Source organism: Enterobacter sp. MGH 16, from assembly GCF_000493175.1.
Lineage (GTDB): Bacteria > Pseudomonadota > Gammaproteobacteria > Enterobacterales > Enterobacteriaceae > Enterobacter > Enterobacter roggenkampii.
In genome coordinates this window covers 3,806,406-3,822,648 of record NZ_KI535695.1, presented here as the reverse complement: position 1 = coordinate 3,822,648, position 16,243 = coordinate 3,806,406, and the positions used below count along the sequence as shown (strand labels likewise).

The following is a 16,243-nucleotide window of genomic DNA, read 5'->3' as shown; positions in this document are numbered from 1 at the left end:
TATTTTTATTTGAAGCTGTATTTCACCCCTAACATCCCCTGCGTATCGCTGTAGCCTTTATCGCCTATCTGCTGAGCCACGTTGCCCCATACGCTAAGCTGCGGCGTAATCTGCCCCTCTACGCCGGTCTTGAGTTCACCGATATTGCGCGTACCACGCATGTCATTGCTGATGTCATCCATGCGGATACGCGTGGTCTGGGTGTTGTGGATCCAGTTCGCTTCGATAAACGGCTGGAAGGTCCGTGATTTACCGTCGTCAATTGCGTTATGTCCGCTGATGTAGGCCTTCACGCCGAGACGTGTCATCAGGTTGCCCTGAGTCTCGTCTTTCACCCGCGTGCCGTTGCGCTCGCGATGATCGTCAGCCTGCACGTCCATCCAAACGGCCTGCGCTTTCGGCTGGATCCAGTAGCTGTTACGGTCGCTTTCGCCCACCTTAACGCTATAGCCCGCTTCAACAGAGGCGGTCACGCCGCTGGAACGATAACTCTCAGTGGCCTGATCCTGCCCCATTACCTTATTGTCGAACCAGTTATACAGCACCCAGCTATCAACGTAGGTGCCACTTTTATCCGCCTCGTTTGCGTACCAGGTACCATACAGACCGACGCTATAGCCATTCACTTCACCGCGTGAGCGGTAGCCGGTCAGGCTGGAAGCGCTCCGGCTGTGGCTGTTGCCGTAGCCTGCCATCAGGCCAAGATGCCAACGGTCCAGGCCATCGGTGCTCCACTGGGCGACATCGCCACCCAGCTGCAGCACGTAGCGATTGGCGGTGGTTTTTAGCTGGCCGCTGCCGTCGTTAAAACGCGTATGACCGCCGACGTTACGCATCCACAGGCTCGTCACTTTCTGCTCGCCCGTAAGCATGTCGGTGTACTGCGTTTCACCCAGGCGATCGTGCAGACGGGTCATAAACAGCGTATTGGCCGCATAGCTGTTTGCCAGATAGCTACCAAATTCCGGGCGATACTGATGCTCGCTTTTCGGTGGTGCAGGCGGTGGGACCGGCTCTTGCGGCGGAATCACCGGGTCAACGGGCGGATCTACCGGGTCGACTGGTGGGTCCACGGGGTCAACAGGCGGGTCTACGGGGTCGACCGGTGGGTCAACTGGATCAACGGGCTCCGCCAGGCTGGTCAGAAACCAGTTTTTACCTTTTTGCACAACGTTATAGTCATAACCGCCCGCCACGATACGGCTGGCCTTCTCAAACGTCCCGTCAGAGTTGCCACCAACGCTGACAATTTCAATCCCTTCTACGGTTTGCGCGCCAGTACCGCCAATGTTGTTCACTTCCACCCCGGTATGACCGGAGGTGTTGCCTTCAACGATCAGTTTGTCCGTTTCCGAAGTGTCGTCAAACAGCACGGTATTGAAGACCAGTTTGCCGCCGTTGCCGATAAAATCATCCTTGATGGTCAGCGTTTGCCACGCCGCGTCCTCTGCATGCTGGAAATTAATCGTGCCGCCCGCATTCAGCGTTAGGCTGGTCAGCGTGGAGCTGTCGCGCAGATTCCAGACGGCATCATTCATCGTCAGTGCGATAGTACCGGTACCCGCGGCGTTGCTCTCAATGAAGGACGCCCCGTTCCACAGGGAGTTGTCATCCATAGTCAGCGTAATGGTACTGTTTTGTGCCGGAAGCGAGCTGGTGGCCGCGACGCCGCCTGCGGAAAGGATATCGCCGTTGAGGATGAACTTGCCTCCTGCGGACGCATCAATCACCCCGCCGTTACTGGCGTTCAGGGCATAGCTACCGCTGTCGCGCTGGCCTGCGGTGGTAATGGTTGCACCACCCGCGAGCGCTATCACGCCGCGCGACCAGGCATACATCCCGTGCGGCGCCTGCGCGGAGCTGCTGGTTTTCTCGCTGCTGTTTACCGCAATGGTGACGTTATCTCCCAGATTCACCGCACCGGTGTACGCGTAGACGCCGTGCGCACTGGCACCGTTGGTCGTAATGGTGGCGCCTTCATCAAGGGTGATGGTTGACGAGCCGGTAGAATAAACCCCGGAGGCACTGGCCGCGTCGGTGGTAATCGTCGCGCTTTTGCCTAGCTCAATTTTTGACGCAGAACCCGCGTACAGGCCATAGGCCGATGTGCCGTACGTTTCGATGGTCGCCTCATCGCCCAGCCGGACGTAAGAGCCGCTCTGGTTGGTACGAATGCCCTCAGCGTAAGTCCCGCGCGTCACAATATGCGCACGATCGCCGACGATAACGTTATTTTTTGCCTTTGAGGCATCATTCAGTGCATAAGCGCTAATCCCGCGCCCGGTGCTGCCCGTGGTTTCGATATAGAGATCGTCACCCACATAAATATTGGCGGAGCCGAGAGAACCCTGACTGAAGGAGCTGTACCCGGCATTGATGCCGTCACCGCTTTGGCCATTAACGTAGATGTGGGTGCGGTCGCCGGTAATGATAAATACCGGGTTGGCCGGCGTGTTCATCCCGTGGGTACGAATACCGTCGACGTCTTTACCATTATTGGCAGCCACTTTTGACTGGGTGCGAATAGTCAGATCGTCACCAAATATCACGCCCGGGCTGCCGGACGTGGAGTTCTGAATAACGGTAACGGAATGCTCAAAGGCTTCCGCCCCAGGCCCTTCGAGGGTGATCCCATCTCCGTAAATCGGGATATTCCCCGGGCTGTACTGGTAGACATAGTTAGGATCGCCGGTATTTTTGCTAAAGTTCGCGTTTGCCGTTGCAGGTATCAGTGCCTGTATTTCTGCAGGTAAATCCGTTACCGCTCCGGAGGCAGGTAAATTAGCAAAATCTATTACCGCTGCATGTGCGGTAAATAGTGCTGACGTTAACGCCAGCGAAATCGCAGCGGCGACTGGTGAGTGTTTCATTAAATATGGCATGACTGCCCCCTTTCTTTCAGGCGTAGAACATCCTCCACACCATTAGATGTGGGTAGGTAAACAGGTTGAAATTACAAAATAGAAACGAGAATTTTATGAATACTGGTGCCTAACTTCCTCTCAAGTCGTATTTTATGAACATAAATTTTTTTAACATCAATGCCGTCTGATTTTATAATCTCCTGGAGGCACGCACCTGACAAAAATCTGTTCAGTAACGTAAATTCAACAGCGTTCAACATACTGCCGCGTCTGCTATTTACCCGTCTCCCGGAGAAAAGATGGCTGATTTTTTCCTTTAATATAATGTCGTTATCATTCGAATAAATAATTCCCTTTATTTCACTGCGCTGCATGAAAAAATAATTGGCCAATGCTTCCAGCTTGCGGTCTGTGATAATTACGATGTTCATGTTAGTTCTCACCAGACGTTCAATCCATTGCGGATCGGCAAGTACGCGCAGGTTGCAAAACGAAAAGTCTACAAATATAAAGCCGCGTAATAAGTGATTCTTGTTTCCTTGCAATATTTTATTTTCTACTGCAATCTGCAGGAAATGGTTACCACCTGGCCAAACTGCGAATGAGGCATTTCCACAATATTGTGAACGTACTGCGTTATCTGGAAATAACTGACAGGACAATTCACAGCTCATACAGCGGACAACCTTATGCGACGATGTCATCATCCAGTCCACTCCTGTCTTATTTTCACTGTCAATATTTCACTGCCATCCAAATGTGTCAATCTTGAAACATATCCCGTGCCCCTCTCTTGTTTATGATAAATAGTGGTGAAGAATATAAATTCCTGGTGATGTCTATTTTGTCAGGCCGTAGCCATAGCGAAAGGACATACTTTGGCCATCGTATTCCAGGACTATTCTTCAGCCCCTTAAGATTATTCGACAAAAAAAATCCCGGAGGACGATTTACGAAATAGCACTAATAGCTAAAGATTCGTTTCTTAAATCGGCCGTAACGACAGTCTTTTCGCGACTTGGGGCTCAATATAATGAGTGGGCCGGGCGAAGTGTAATGAAATCTCATTATGTCGTTTTAGATGAGAGAAACCTAAGAAAACTGTCTTTTAACCGATTGAAAAATAATGTGTTATTCTTAATCTTAGTTGGGGTGGTATCGCGTCCTGATCCTTCTGACCTATACTGTTGTTAAATATACGTATATCTTTCTGGTGTATATAGTTAAGGGTTGTTATTGCTGAGGAAAGGAAAATTGTATCTTATTAACAAATTGGTCGAGTATGATCCAGAAAACAAAAACCTGGCAAATCATATTACCGGGCGCTCGATACAATTGCAGCTTCCTGCCAACCTCTGTTTTCTTTATCTCATCACCCATCCCGGAGAAATAATTTCGCAAAACCAGTTAATGGTGGTGGGATGGGGGGAGCGCAATGACGTCACTACGCCGAATACCTTTTACCAGGCTATTTTGACATTACGCAATGCCCTCGCTGAGGTGGGCTTACCGCGCGATACGGTAAAAACGATTTCGCGTCGCGGGCTTATGCTTTCCGAGGCTACCGAGGTTGAATTATTTGTCCCAACCGCTGAGCCAGTCATAGCCAATAAAGACGTGCTCGTTGCCAAGGGCGCCGCGAGGCAGAGGCCAGCCTGGCTGATAATAACGACCGCAACGCTTTTGTTGATCGCGCTTATCAACGGGGGAATATTATATAAAAAGCACCAGAACATGCCGTTTAGTCACTACATTCCCCTTTCAACGGGCAGCACGACCCAGGCCTGCCAACTTTTTTATGCACCTAACGAACATATTCAGGATCATTACGTGCGCCTGCTAAACAATAATCCCGGTCTGTGTGCCGAAAAACGATACGTTTTTCTCGTCGGCTATAGTAAAACGGAGCGAATCGCGGCGTTTGTCTGTAATAACGATGCGCGAAGGGACGCGACGGCGTTATGTACTACCCATTATTTTTGGGCGCACGAAAAATGATGACTCTCCGGAACCGTATCATTTTGCTGGCGGCATTTCTGGCGGCCGCTATCACCAGTGGCTGGTTAGCTTATTCGCATTTATCGAGTACGCCGATACGCTGTACGGGAGATGTGGAATGGACGATTGGTAAAAACCGATTTGTGGGTACGGTTTCCTGGCGGATGCAGCATCGGGAGGGGTCTACGGTTATTAACGGTAAATTATTTGGTCAGACGGTTACTGAAGTTAATCGTACCATCTATTTTCACTACAGTGACCATGAGAACGCGCGCGTGTTAAATAACAATCGTATTGTTAAAACGTTTGCCGATAATGCGGATGAGGCTGATATCAACGCAACGCTACCGGGTTTTTACCGCACGCCGGGTAGAGAGCTGAGCCTGATGATCGATGAGTATCGGGGGGCCTGGATTTTTGCCGCGTCAAACGTCCCTTCGCTATACTGTCGTAAAAACGCGCCGTAAAAATCGATCGCACACCTTAGACCGCATCCATAGTCAAATCTCTTTATTCCCGCTACAGTTACCTCTCCACGGCGAGCAGGAGATAAACATGCTTTATATCTTTGATTTAGGAAACGTCATCGTCGATATCGATTTTAATCGCGTGTTGGGTGCATGGAGCGATTTTAGCCGCGTGCCGCTGGCGACCTTAAAGCAGAATTTCGCGATGGGCGAGACCTTCCACCAGCATGAGCGCGGTGAAATCAGCGATGAAGCATTCGCTGAACGTTTCTGCCAGGAGATGGGGCTTTCGTTAAGCTATGAACAGTTTTCCCACGGCTGGCAGGCGGTATTTGTGGCGGTTCGCCCTGAGGTGATCGACATCATGCATAAACTGCGCGAGCAGGGGCATCGGGTCGTTGTGCTGTCAAATACCAACCGTCTGCACACCACGTTCTGGCCTGAAGAATACCCTGAAGTTAAGGCGGCGGCGGATAAGATCTACCTCTCGCAGGAGATGGGGATGCGTAAGCCTGAAGCGCGAATCTATCAGGCTGTTCTGCAGGCAGAGGGATTCACCGCGGCCGATGCGGTCTTTTTCGACGACAACGCCGATAATATAGAGGGAGCTAACCAGTTGGGTATTACGTCAATTCTGGTGACCGGAAAAGAGACGATACCAGACTACTTTGCGAAGCAGCTATGCTAAAAACCGTTCATCAAAAAGCCACGCACCATACTCGCCCGCTGCGGGCCTGGCTGAAACTGCTCTGGCACCGGATTGATGAGGACAATATGACCACGCTGGCGGGTAACCTCGCCTACGTGTCGTTGCTCTCATTAGTGCCTCTGGTGGCAGTCATCTTTGCCCTGTTTTCCGCCTTTCCGATGTTTGCGGATGTCAGCCTGCAGCTTCGTCATTTTGTCTTCGCGAATTTCATTCCGGCAACCGGGGATGTCATCCAGAACTACATTGAGCAGTTTGTTGCTAACTCCAGCAAGATGACGGCAGTGGGGGCATGCGGTCTTATTGTCACCGCGCTGCTGTTGATGTACGCCATCGATAACGCGCTGAACACGATCTGGCGGAGTAAAAAAGCGCGGCCAAAGGTCTATTCCTTTGCCGTGTACTGGATGATCCTCACGCTGGGGCCGCTGCTGGCCGGGGCGAGCCTCGCGATCAGTTCGTATCTGCTCTCCCTGCGCTGGGCGAGCGATTTAAACGGCGTGATTGATAATGTGCTTCGCATCTTTCCGTTGATCCTGTCGTGGCTCTCGTTCTGGCTGCTCTATAGCGTGGTGCCGACCACGCGCGTGCCTAACCGCGATGCGGTCGTGGGGGCGCTGGTGGCGGCGTTGCTCTTTGAGCTCGGTAAGAAAGGGTTTGCCCTTTACATCACCATGTTTCCGTCCTATCAGCTGATTTACGGCGTGCTGGCGGTGATCCCCATTTTGTTTGTCTGGGTCTACTGGACCTGGTGTATCGTCTTGCTTGGTGCTGAAATAACTGTCACTCTCGGTGTATACCGCGAACTTAAAAAAGCAGCAGAAGCTGAAAAACAACAAGAAGCAGACCAACCATGATTGCATTGATACAGCGCGTAACCCGTGCCAGCGTCACCGTGGAGGGAGAGGTGACGGGTGAAATTGGCCCAGGACTTTTGGTGTTGTTAGGTGTCGAAAAGGATGATGACGAACAAAAAGCCAACCGCTTGTGTGAGCGCGTGCTGGGCTACCGTATTTTCAGCGATGCGGAAGGCAAGATGAACCTGAACGTCCAGCAGGCGGGCGGCAGCGTGCTGGTGGTTTCCCAGTTTACGCTGGCAGCGGATACCGAGCGCGGCATGCGCCCGAGTTTCTCGAAAGGCGCCGCGCCGGATCGTGCAGAAGCGCTTTACGAGTACTTTGTTGAGCGTTGTCGCCAGCAGGAAATGAATACGCAAACCGGACGATTCGCTGCAGATATGCAGGTATCGCTGGTGAACGATGGCCCCGTCACATTCTGGCTCCAGGTATGAGCATACTTACGGCGTGGCCGCGGGTAACAAGAGAGAGTACAGCTATGTATCACCTTCGAGTACCGCAAACGGAAGAAGAGTTAGAAGCCTATTACCAGTTCCGCTGGGAAATGCTACGCAAGCCATTACATCAGCCAAAAGGCTCTGAGCGCGACGCCTGGGACGCGATGGCCCACCATCAGATGGTGATGGACGAAGAGGGCAACCTTGTGGCCGTCGGGCGTTTGTATATCAACGCCGATAACGAAGCGTCTATTCGCTTTATGGCGGTTCATCCCTCCGTGCAGGACAAAGGTCTGGGGACGCTAATGGCGATGACCCTGGAATCCGTCGCTCGCCAGGAAGGCGTTAAGCGCGTCACCTGTAGCGCCCGCGAAGATGCCGTGGAGTTCTTCGCTAAACTCGGTTTTGTGAATCAGGGTGAAATCACAACCCCGCAAACCACCCCGATTCGTCATTTTTTGATGATCAAACCCATCGCCACGCTGGACGATATTCTGCATCGCGCCGACTGGTGCGGACAGCTGCAGCAGGCCTGGTATCAGCACATTCCGCTCAGCGAAAAAATGGGCGTACGCATTCAGCAGTACACCGGACAAAAATTTATTACCACCATGCCGGAAACCGGCAACCAGAATCCGCACCACACCCTGTTTGCCGGAAGTCTTTTCTCACTGGCCACGCTCACCGGCTGGGGGCTTATCTGGCTGATGCTGCGCGAGCGCCATCTGGGCGGGACCATCATTCTGGCCGATGCCCACATTCGCTATAGCGCGCCGATAAGCGGCAAGCCGACCGCCGTGGCCGATCTGGGATCACTGGGTGGCGATCTTGACCGTCTGGCACGCGGCCGCAAGGCGCGCGTACAAATGCAGGTCGAACTGTTTGGCGATAAAACGCCGGGCGCGGTGTTTGAAGGCACCTACATTGTTCTTCCGGCGAAGCCTTTTGGCGCGTATGAAGAGGGCGGGAACGAGGAGGAGTAATCTCCTGTTTACGCTCCCCGGGCGTGCTGAATCCGCCCGGCGATATCCCGCATAACATCTCGCGCTGATTGGCTAATTCCACCAAGCTGGAAGAAGCCATGTATTACTCCCAGCCATCGCTGAGCGGTACACGTCACTCCTTGCTCCGTGAGGCGTTGAAACAGCGCCTCTCCTTCATCGCATAACGGATCGTACTCAGCGGTAACGATATGGACAGCTGGCAGGCCGCTGAAGTCTTCTCGCCACAGCGGGCTAACCTCAGGATGCTTACGGTCGGCTCCAGCCAGATATATTTCATAGCCGCTCAGCAGGGTATCGCGAGTAATTACGTAATCCATGCCGTTGAGGGTATAGCTTTCAAAACTGGCCGTGGCGTCGAGCATGGGGTAGATAAGAATAAGCTGTACAGGCTGCCAGAGCCCTTTAGCCTTAAGCCGCAGCGCCGTTACCAGCGCAAGATGTCCCCCCGCGCTGTCTCCGCAAAAGGTGATCCGGTTTTTATCCACGCCCAGTTTGTCCGCATATTGCCAGACCAGATCTGCACCTCTTTCCGCATCGTCATGTGCGGCGGGGAAGGTATGCTCCGGCGCCAGCCTGTATTGAATCGCAACCACCCGGCAATTGCCGTAGCAGGCTAACTGACGGAGCTGGTTGTCATGGGTATCAAAGCCGCCGCTGATAAAGCATCCGCCGTGGTAGTAGATGGCAGCAGGCAATAGTTCAGGCGCATTGAGAGGTGAAAATACCCGAATGGTAAGACCCTCAAGAACAAGCGTCTCCACCTGAACGCGCGTTTCGGTCTCCCCGGCAAGCCCTGTGCTGGCAATATAGCCTGCTCGTCGCACCTCAATGCTTTGGCGACGTGACGAGGGCCGCCCTGCAGCGATAAATCCCTGAACCAGCTGTGCAATACCCTTTTCCAGCGCCATGAATAATCCCTTTTACTGTATGGATGAACAGTTTTATAGCCTGGTTTGATTCAAAAGAAAACAAGAATAGTGTTGAGGGCAACAACCTGGAAAGCGGCTCGCAAAGGCGATAACGCGTCTCTCAACGAGAATGGAGAGTATCTGGCATGAAAGGCGGCGGGTATTGCTGTCGAATTACAGGCCGGGCAAGCACGCGCTGCCCGGCACTGTCACAGGGAATTACTCCCCTTCACCCGGGAACAGGAACGGGTTGATCGAGCTGCGGGCAAAGCCCTCCTGCTCCATCTTCGCGTCCAGAATCAGCGAGGCGAGATCGTCGGCCACCGCTTCGACTTTCGGGTCCTTTTCCTGATAGAGAATCTTCAGGTAGGTGCCGCAGTCGCCGCAGCTTTCGGCTTTCACTGCCGCGTCTTCGTTTTCCAGCGACCAGTAGTTCAGATCGCGGGTCTGCTCGCAGTTGCTGCACTTAATGCGCACCACGTGCCACTCGGTTTCACACAGGTTGCAGTGCAGGTAGCGCAGCCCCTGAGTGGTGCCGATTTGCACCATGCTCGATACCGGCATAGAGCCGCAGACCGGGCAGAACTGGCGCGCCTCGCCGTATTCGGCGCGAGCTTTGCCCGGGATCAGGCTGGCCATTTGTGCCCAGTAGAGCGACAGGGCTGCCCAGATAAACGGCGCTTTATCGCTGCTGACCAGCGAGAAGTCGGACGCGAACAGCGCGCTCGCCATCTCTTCAAGCTCTTGTTCGGACGCTTTTTCCAGATTCTCAATAACCGCCAGCGCGGTGCCGCTCATTTCCGGCTTCAGCTCGGCAATCAGCGAATGCAGCAGCTTTTGCCAGTGCTTGTCGCGCGGCAGGACGTGAATGTCCAGCGGCGGCTTGCCCTGCGCGTTGGCTTCTTTGATGCGCGCGGTCAGGTCCATTTGCAGCGGGTGGTCGTACAGCACCACTTCCTGCGCGTGGGCGACCAGCGCGGCAAAGCGCAGAAAATCACCCAGCGGGTTGTTCTCTGCCAGCTCGCGCAGACGCTCTGCGCGGCGGTTGTAGAGGTTCTTGAGTCTGGGGAATAACAACGGCGGAATATAATCCGCCGTGCGTTTCTCGCTCGACCCCAGCTCATCTTGCGGGATTATGCGAATACTCATTCAGATGACTTTTCCTGTTTCTGGCGGACTTCACGGTACCAGCGCGGGTGATGTTTCTTCGCCCACGTGCTGGTGACCCATCCCTCCACCATCGCGGTAATGGTGCCTTTCACCCAGAGGGCGGCGTAGATATGCACCATGATAACCACAATTAACGCCACTGCGGCAAATGAATGCAGCATTAACGCAAATCGGATCACCGGGATTGAGAAAGCAGGCGCAAAGTACGGACGCCAGATGATCACGCCGCTGACCAGCAACAGGACCAGGAAGATAATCGCCGCCCAGAATACGCATTTCTGGCCGAAGTTATAACGCCCGGTGTCACCCACTTCCTCGTTGACGACGATCTTACGAATATTCTTCGCCCAAAAGATATCATCCCGATTGATTAGGTTATGGTGCCAGTAGCGGAAAAACATGATGATGAACGACGCGAACATGATGACGCCCACAAACGGGTGCAGGATGCGCGCCAGCTGTGGTGTCCCCATGATCTGCATCAGCCAGTTGAAGGACGGGAAGAAGAATCCCAGCCCGCTTATCGCCGCCAGCATGAAGCAGAAGGCGGTGACCCAGTGGTTGATGCGTTCCGGCGCGGTGTAGCGCACGATGGTGTCACGTTTTCTCATTTGCGCACCTCGTCTTTCTCTTCATGCAGGTTGTCGTCTTCCTCTTCCGCGCGGTTCGGACCGACGCCGACGTAGTGGAAGATGCTCGCTGCGAAGGTGGCAGCAAAGCCCACCGCTGCCAGCGGTTTCCAGATGCCTTTCCAGAACTTCACGGTGGCGCTGATTTCCGGGTTCTCCGGCAGGCCGTGATACAGGTTCGGCTTGTCGGCGTGGTGCAGCACGTACATCACGTGCGTACCGCCAACACCGGCCGGATCGTACAGGCCCGCATTGTCGTAACCACGGGTTTTCAGCTCGCCCACGCGCTCTGCCGCCAGCGTTTTCATATCCTCTTTAGAACCAAAGTGGATGGCGCCGGTTGGGCAGGTCTTCACGCAGGCAGGCTCCTGGCCGACGGTAACGCGGTCCACGCACAGGGTGCATTTGTAGACGCGGTTGTCTTCCGGGTTCAGTCGCGGTACGTCGAACGGACAGCCCGCGATGCAGTAGCCGCAGCCAATGCACTGCTCGGACTGGAAGTCGACGATGCCGTTGGCATACTGAATGATAGCCCCTTCTGACGGACATGCCTTCAGGCAGCCCGGATCCGCACAGTGCATACAGCCGTCTTTGCGGATAAGCCATTCCAGCTTGTCGTTCTGCTCCACTTCCGAGAAACGCATCACCGTCCAGGACTTGGCGGTCAGGTCCGCAGGGTTGTCGTACACCCCGACGTTGTGGCCCACTTCGTCACGCAGATCGTTCCACTCAGAGCAGGCCACCTGACAGGCTTTACAGCCGATACAGGTGGTCACGTCGATAAGCTTCGCCACTTCCTGCTGGTGGTCCCGCGCCTGAGGCGCGGGCGTGAAACCGTTAGTCGCGGAACGACGGATAATGTCTTGAGATTGATAAGCCATAAGTCGTCTCCGTTACACCTTTTCCACGTTCACGAGGAAGGCCTTAAACTCCGGCGTCTGCGTGTTCGCATCACCGACGAATGGCGTCAGGGTGTTCGCAATGAACCCTTTCTTCGCCACGCCCTCATAGCCCCAGTGAATTGGGATGCCGATGGTATCCACCTGCTGACCGTGAACGTTCAGCGTGCGAATACGCTTGGTCACCACCGCCTTGGCCTTGATGTAGCCGCGGTTAGAGGAGACCTTCACGGTATCGCCATGGGCAATGCCGAGCTTGTTCGCCAGCTTCTCGCCGATCTCCACAAACTGTTCCGGCTGCGCGATGGCGTTAAGCAGCGCGTGCTTGGTCCAGTAGTGGAAGTGCTCGGTCAGACGGTAAGTGGTGCCCACGTACGGGAACTTGTCCTTTTTACCCAGCGCTTCAAAATCGCTCTTGAAGATACGGGCTGCCGGGTTAGAAACCACGTTCGGGTGCAGCGGGTTGGTGCCCAGCGGCGTCTCAAACGGCTCATAGTGTTCCGGGAACGGACCTTCCGCCATCTTATCGATAGCGAACAGACGCCCCATCCCTTCAGGCTGCATGATAAACGGCCCGACATCGCTGCCTGGTGCGGCAGTGCTGTAGTCCGGAATATCCACGCCGCCCCATTTCGCACCGTCCCACTTCAGCAGCTGACGCTTCGGATCCCACGGGTTGCCCTGCGGGTCAGCGGACGCACGGTTATAGAGGATGCGGCGGTTGAGCGGCCATGCCCATGCCCAGCCCAGCGTATTGCCCAGACCCGACGGGTCGGCGTTATCGCGGTTGGCCATCTGGTTGCCTTTCGGCGTCCAGCTACCGGCAAAGATCCAGCAGCCGCTGGAGGTGGTGCCGTCGTCACGCAGGTGCGCGAAGGTACTGAGCTGATCGCCTTTCTTCGCCAGCACGGTGCCGGTGGCCGGGTCGATAACGTCCGCCAGCGCCTTACCGTTGCTCTCCATCGCCACTTCTTCCGGCGCTGGGTTTTCCGGCGTCGAGTAGTTCCAGGTCATGTTCAGCACAGGCTCAGGGTTCGCGCCGCCTTCAGCCGCATACATCTTACGCAGGCGTAAGAAGATACCGGCCAGGATCTCGCCGTCGTTCATGGCGATGCCCGGGGCGTCCGCGCCTTTCCAGTGCCACTGCAGCCAGCGCCCGGAGTTGACGATAGAGCCGTTCTCTTCCGCAAAGCAGGTCGATGGCAGACGGAACACTTCGGTCTGAATCTTCGACGGATCGACGTCGTTCGATTCACCGTGGTTCTGCCAGAAGGTCGAGGTTTCGGTATTGAGCGGGTCAATCGTCACCAGGAACTTCAGCTTCGACAGAGACTCAACAACCTTGTTCTTGTTCGGGAACGAGGCAACCGGGTTAAAGCCCTGGCACAGATAGCCGTTCACTTTGCCCTGATGCATCATCTCGAAATACTGCAGAACGTCGTAACCTTTGTCCCACTTCGGCAGCCAGTCAAAGCCCCAGCTGTTTTCCGCCGTCGCTTTGTCACCGAAGAACGCTTTCATCATCGAGACAAAGAACTTCGGATAGTTGCCCCAGTAGTTCACCTGGCCTTCAAGCAGCGGTTTAGGCGTGCTGGCCGTCAGGTAGGTTTGCAGGTCGGTCTGTTTCTCGCTTGGCAGGTTCATGTAGCCCGGCAGGCTCTGAGACAGCAGGCCGAGGTCGGTCAGACCCTGAATGTTGGAGTGACCGCGCAGGGCGTTCACGCCGCCGCCTGCCATCCCCATGTTGCCGAGCAGCAGCTGAACCATCGCCATGGTGCGGATGTTCTGCGCGCCGATGGAGTGCTGCGTCCAGCCGAGGGCGTACAGGAACGACGCGGTTTTATCTTTCGCGCTGGTTTCGGCGATCAGCTCGCACACCTTCAGGAAGTCCGCCTTCGGCGTACCACATATGTTTTCGACAACCTCCGGCGTGTAGCGGGAGACGTGCTCTTTCAGCAGGTTCCACACGCAGCGCGGGTGTTGCAACGTGGTGTCACGCTTCGCAAAACCTTTCTCATCCAGCTCGTAGTTCCAGCTGGTTTTGTCGTACTTGCGTTTTTCGGCGTCGTAACCGCTAAACAGACCATCTTCGAAGTGGTAATCCTCACGCACGATCAGGCTGGCGTTGGTATAGGCTTCGGTGTATTCGCGGTTGTATTTTTCGTTGGTCATCAGGTACAGCAGTACGCCTGACAGGAAAGTGATGTCAGTACCTGAACGAATAGGGGTGTAGAAATCCGCCACTGACGCTGTACGCGTGAAGCGGGGATCGATCACAATCAGTTTCGCACCGTTGTGGATTTTGGCTTCCATCGCCCAGCGGAACCCGACCGGGTGCGCTTCAGCGGCGTTACCGCCCATCACCACAATGAGGTTGGCGTTCTTGATGTCGACCCAGTGGTTGGTCATCGCACCGCGACCAAATGTTGGAGCAAGACTTGCTACCGTTGGTCCGTGTCAGACACGCGCCTGGTTGTCGACCGCGAGCATACCGAGTGCGCGCGTAAATTTCTGGGTTAAATAACCGGTTTCGTTGCTGGAGGCAGAGGCACACAGCATCCCGGTGGAGAGCCAGCGGTTGACCGTGACGCCGTCGGCGTTCTTCTCAACAAAGTTGGCATCGCGGTCTTCTTTAATCAGTTTAGCGATGCGGTCAAACGCCTCTTCCCAGCTGATTTGCTGCCATTTGTCGGAACCCGGCGCGCGGTATTCAGGGAATTTCAGGCGGCTTTCGGAGTGGATAAAGTCCACCAGACCGGCCCCTTTCGGGCACAATGCGCCGCGGTTAACCGGGTGATCCGGGTCGCCTTCGATATGGAAAATAGACGCTTTGGCGTTTTTAGCACCGTCGCCGAGGCTATACATCAACAGCCCGCAACCGACAGAGCAGTACGTACAGGTATTACGGGTTTCACGGGTGCGCAGCAGTTTATACTGCCGCGTTTCCGCCAGCGCTACGCCGGGCGCAAAGCCCAGTGCCGCTGCCGTGGTGCCTGCCATACCGCCAGCGCAGATCTTAAAGAACTGCCTTCTGCTGACCTGCATGGGTCACTCCTTGTTTCGACATTGCTTACATATGTAGTTTTGACTTCGCGGTTGAAGAATGGCCGCAAAGGAAAAAATTTGCGTTAATCCCTCAATTCCACGAGGGATATCATCAGAATACCACATTGTCGGTACAGCTGTTCTAATGGCGTTAATACAAAGTGAACGTATTATCACCATGTTGATTATAAAGTGTGATATTGATCACGTTAACAGCTCTGCATGTTAAAGCGGTGTAGCCGGTGGCAGGTTGCACCCCTGCTAAATGAGTAGGAGAATGGTTGTCGAAAAGTTGATCCATACTATGCGTACAGCCTGTGGTTTATGCTGCAATAGCACGCTCGCTTCCGTGGTTGTTCAGGAATACCGCTGTGTCTAAACAAAACCGTGATCCCCACTCGTCACCCCTGCCTGCCGGCATTGTGGAACTGTCGGTACACCGACCGCCCCACATAACCGATGCCATACCCGATTTTCTGGCCGAAGAAGTGCCCGTTGCGCTCGTTTACAACGGCATCTCGCATGTGGTGATGATGGCGTCTCCGAAAGATCTTGAGCTGTTCGCCATCGGTTTTTCTCTCTCGGAAGGCATCATCGAGCATCCGCAAGATATCTATGGCATGGACGTGGTGCAGGCCTGCAACGGCCTGGAAGTGCAAATCGAGCTCTCCAGCCGCCGCTTTATGGGGCTGAAAGAGCGTCGTCGCGCGCTGGCCGGGCGTACCGGCTGCGGTGTGTGCGGCGTTGAGCAGCTCAACGATATTGGCAAACCTGTTTCACCACTGCCGTTTACTCAGACCTTTAATCTGGCGCACCTCGACCCTGCGCTTGAGCACCTCAACGATGTACAGCCTATCGGCCAGCTCAGCGGCTGCACGCACGCGGCGGCGTGGGTATTGCCGTCGGGAGAGATTGCCGGTGGGCATGAAGACGTGGGCCGCCACGTGGCGCTGGATAAGCTGCTCGGTCGTCGTGCACGTGAAAGTGAGGTTTGGCAGCAGGGCGCCGCGCTCGTTTCCAGCCGCGCCAGCTATGAGATGGTGCAAAAATCGGCGATGTGCGGGGTGGAGATCCTGTTTGCCGTGTCGGCGGCAACGACGCTGGCGGTGGAGGTGGCCGAGCGCTGCAACCTGACGCTGGTGGGTTTCTGCAAGCCGGGAAGGGCGACCATTTATACCCATCCACAGCGATTAATAGTTAATCAGTAATTTTGAATGATAATAGCAAATCCTTCCGCTTTTAGTTGTTCGCGATGAGGT

At 54.7% G+C, this 16,243-nt stretch carries 14 protein-coding genes; 7 read left to right on the top strand and 7 right to left on the bottom strand.

What is annotated here, in order from left to right; all coding sequences use genetic code 11:
• Window positions 1-5: 5 nt before the first annotated feature.
• Both L362_RS04935 and L362_RS04940 read right to left on the bottom strand, forming a co-directional pair.
• Window positions 6-2,882, bottom strand: coding sequence for an autotransporter outer membrane beta-barrel domain-containing protein (locus L362_RS04935; protein WP_023345122.1), 2,877 nt, complete (start codon window positions 2,880-2,882; stop codon window positions 6-8).
• Window positions 2,883-2,953: 71 nt separating this feature from the next.
• A complete protein-coding gene (locus tag L362_RS04940) occupies window positions 2,954-3,571 on the bottom strand; it encodes a hypothetical protein (RefSeq protein ID WP_021242787.1) in 618 nt (205 codons plus the stop codon).
• A gap of 547 nt (window positions 3,572-4,118) precedes the next feature.
• Between L362_RS04940 and L362_RS04945 the strand changes: the two genes are divergently transcribed.
• From L362_RS04945 to fabY, 6 genes are all read left to right on the top strand, one after another.
• Entirely contained in the window at window positions 4,119-4,862 is a 744-nt protein-coding gene (locus L362_RS04945) for a winged helix-turn-helix domain-containing protein (RefSeq protein ID WP_023345121.1), read from the top strand.
• Window positions 4,826-5,329: a hypothetical protein gene (locus tag L362_RS04950; RefSeq protein ID WP_224162594.1), complete on the top strand. Its 504-nt coding sequence runs from the start codon at window positions 4,826-4,828 to the stop codon at window positions 5,327-5,329. The genes L362_RS04945 and L362_RS04950 overlap by 37 nt, the downstream gene beginning before the upstream one ends.
• 88 nt (window positions 5,330-5,417) lie before the next feature.
• Complete coding sequence (gene yihX / locus L362_RS04955; protein WP_008501839.1) at window positions 5,418-6,017, top strand: glucose-1-phosphatase; 600 nt, start codon at window positions 5,418-5,420, stop codon at window positions 6,015-6,017.
• Entirely contained in the window at window positions 6,011-6,892 is an 882-nt protein-coding gene (locus L362_RS04960; RefSeq protein ID WP_021242790.1) for a virulence factor BrkB family protein, read from the top strand. Before yihX ends, L362_RS04960 begins: the two co-directional genes overlap by 7 nt.
• Window positions 6,889-7,326: a D-aminoacyl-tRNA deacylase gene (gene dtd / locus L362_RS04965; RefSeq protein WP_008501836.1), complete on the top strand. Its 438-nt coding sequence runs from the start codon at window positions 6,889-6,891 to the stop codon at window positions 7,324-7,326. Before L362_RS04960 ends, dtd begins: the two co-directional genes overlap by 4 nt.
• A gap of 44 nt (window positions 7,327-7,370) precedes the next feature.
• The gene (fabY, locus tag L362_RS04970) at window positions 7,371-8,312 is read left to right on the top strand and encodes a fatty acid biosynthesis protein FabY (protein WP_023326334.1); all 942 of its coding nucleotides are present in this window, start codon (window positions 7,371-7,373) and stop codon (window positions 8,310-8,312) included.
• Between the two features lie 8 nt (window positions 8,313-8,320).
• Here fabY and L362_RS04975 read toward each other — a convergent pair whose 3' ends face one another.
• The 5 genes from L362_RS04975 to fdnG all read right to left on the bottom strand — a co-directional run bounded on the left by L362_RS04975 (window position 8,321) and on the right by fdnG (window position 14,984).
• Window positions 8,321-9,241, bottom strand: a complete 921-nt coding sequence (locus tag L362_RS04975) for an alpha/beta hydrolase (RefSeq protein ID WP_023345119.1) — start codon at window positions 9,239-9,241, stop codon at window positions 8,321-8,323.
• A gap of 219 nt (window positions 9,242-9,460) precedes the next feature.
• Window positions 9,461-10,390: a formate dehydrogenase accessory protein FdhE gene (gene fdhE, locus L362_RS04980; RefSeq protein ID WP_008501833.1), complete on the bottom strand. Its 930-nt coding sequence runs from the start codon at window positions 10,388-10,390 to the stop codon at window positions 9,461-9,463.
• Window positions 10,387-11,022, bottom strand: a complete 636-nt coding sequence (fdoI, locus tag L362_RS04985; protein WP_008501832.1) for a formate dehydrogenase cytochrome b556 subunit — start codon at window positions 11,020-11,022, stop codon at window positions 10,387-10,389. The genes fdhE and fdoI overlap by 4 nt, the downstream gene beginning before the upstream one ends.
• Window positions 11,019-11,921: a formate dehydrogenase subunit beta gene (fdxH, locus tag L362_RS04990; protein WP_008501831.1), complete on the bottom strand. Its 903-nt coding sequence runs from the start codon at window positions 11,919-11,921 to the stop codon at window positions 11,019-11,021. Before fdxH ends, fdoI begins: the two co-directional genes overlap by 4 nt.
• 12 nt (window positions 11,922-11,933) lie before the next feature.
• A complete protein-coding gene (gene fdnG, locus L362_RS04995) occupies window positions 11,934-14,984 on the bottom strand; it encodes a formate dehydrogenase-N subunit alpha (RefSeq protein ID WP_088728449.1) in 3,051 nt (1,016 codons plus the stop codon).
• Window positions 14,985-15,355: 371 nt separating this feature from the next.
• Between fdnG and fdhD the strand changes: the two genes are divergently transcribed.
• Window positions 15,356-16,192, top strand: coding sequence for a formate dehydrogenase accessory sulfurtransferase FdhD (gene fdhD, locus L362_RS05005; RefSeq protein WP_023326326.1), 837 nt, complete (start codon window positions 15,356-15,358; stop codon window positions 16,190-16,192).
• The last annotated feature ends 51 nt before the right edge of the window (window positions 16,193-16,243 follow it).

What these genes read in the sequence shown, in the direction of transcription:
- L362_RS04935 (WP_023345122.1), bottom strand. Translation starts at nt 2,882, where the DNA reads ATGCCATATTTAATGAAACACTCACCAGTCGCCGCTGCGATTTCGCTG.
- L362_RS04940 (WP_021242787.1), bottom strand. Translation starts at nt 3,571, where the DNA reads ATGATGACATCGTCGCATAAGGTTGTCCGCTGTATGAGCTGTGAATTG.
- L362_RS04950 (WP_224162594.1), top strand. Translation starts at nt 4,826, where the DNA reads ATGTACTACCCATTATTTTTGGGCGCACGAAAAATGATGACTCTCCGG.
- yihX (WP_008501839.1), top strand. Translation starts at nt 5,418, where the DNA reads ATGCTTTATATCTTTGATTTAGGAAACGTCATCGTCGATATCGATTTT.
- L362_RS04960 (WP_021242790.1), top strand. Translation starts at nt 6,011, where the DNA reads ATGCTAAAAACCGTTCATCAAAAAGCCACGCACCATACTCGCCCGCTG.
- dtd (WP_008501836.1), top strand. Translation starts at nt 6,889, where the DNA reads ATGATTGCATTGATACAGCGCGTAACCCGTGCCAGCGTCACCGTGGAG.
- fabY (WP_023326334.1), top strand. Translation starts at nt 7,371, where the DNA reads ATGTATCACCTTCGAGTACCGCAAACGGAAGAAGAGTTAGAAGCCTAT.
- L362_RS04975 (WP_023345119.1), bottom strand. Translation starts at nt 9,241, where the DNA reads ATGGCGCTGGAAAAGGGTATTGCACAGCTGGTTCAGGGATTTATCGCT.
- fdhE (WP_008501833.1), bottom strand. Translation starts at nt 10,390, where the DNA reads ATGAGTATTCGCATAATCCCGCAAGATGAGCTGGGGTCGAGCGAGAAA.
- fdoI (WP_008501832.1), bottom strand. Translation starts at nt 11,022, where the DNA reads ATGAGAAAACGTGACACCATCGTGCGCTACACCGCGCCGGAACGCATC.
- fdxH (WP_008501831.1), bottom strand. Translation starts at nt 11,921, where the DNA reads ATGGCTTATCAATCTCAAGACATTATCCGTCGTTCCGCGACTAACGGT.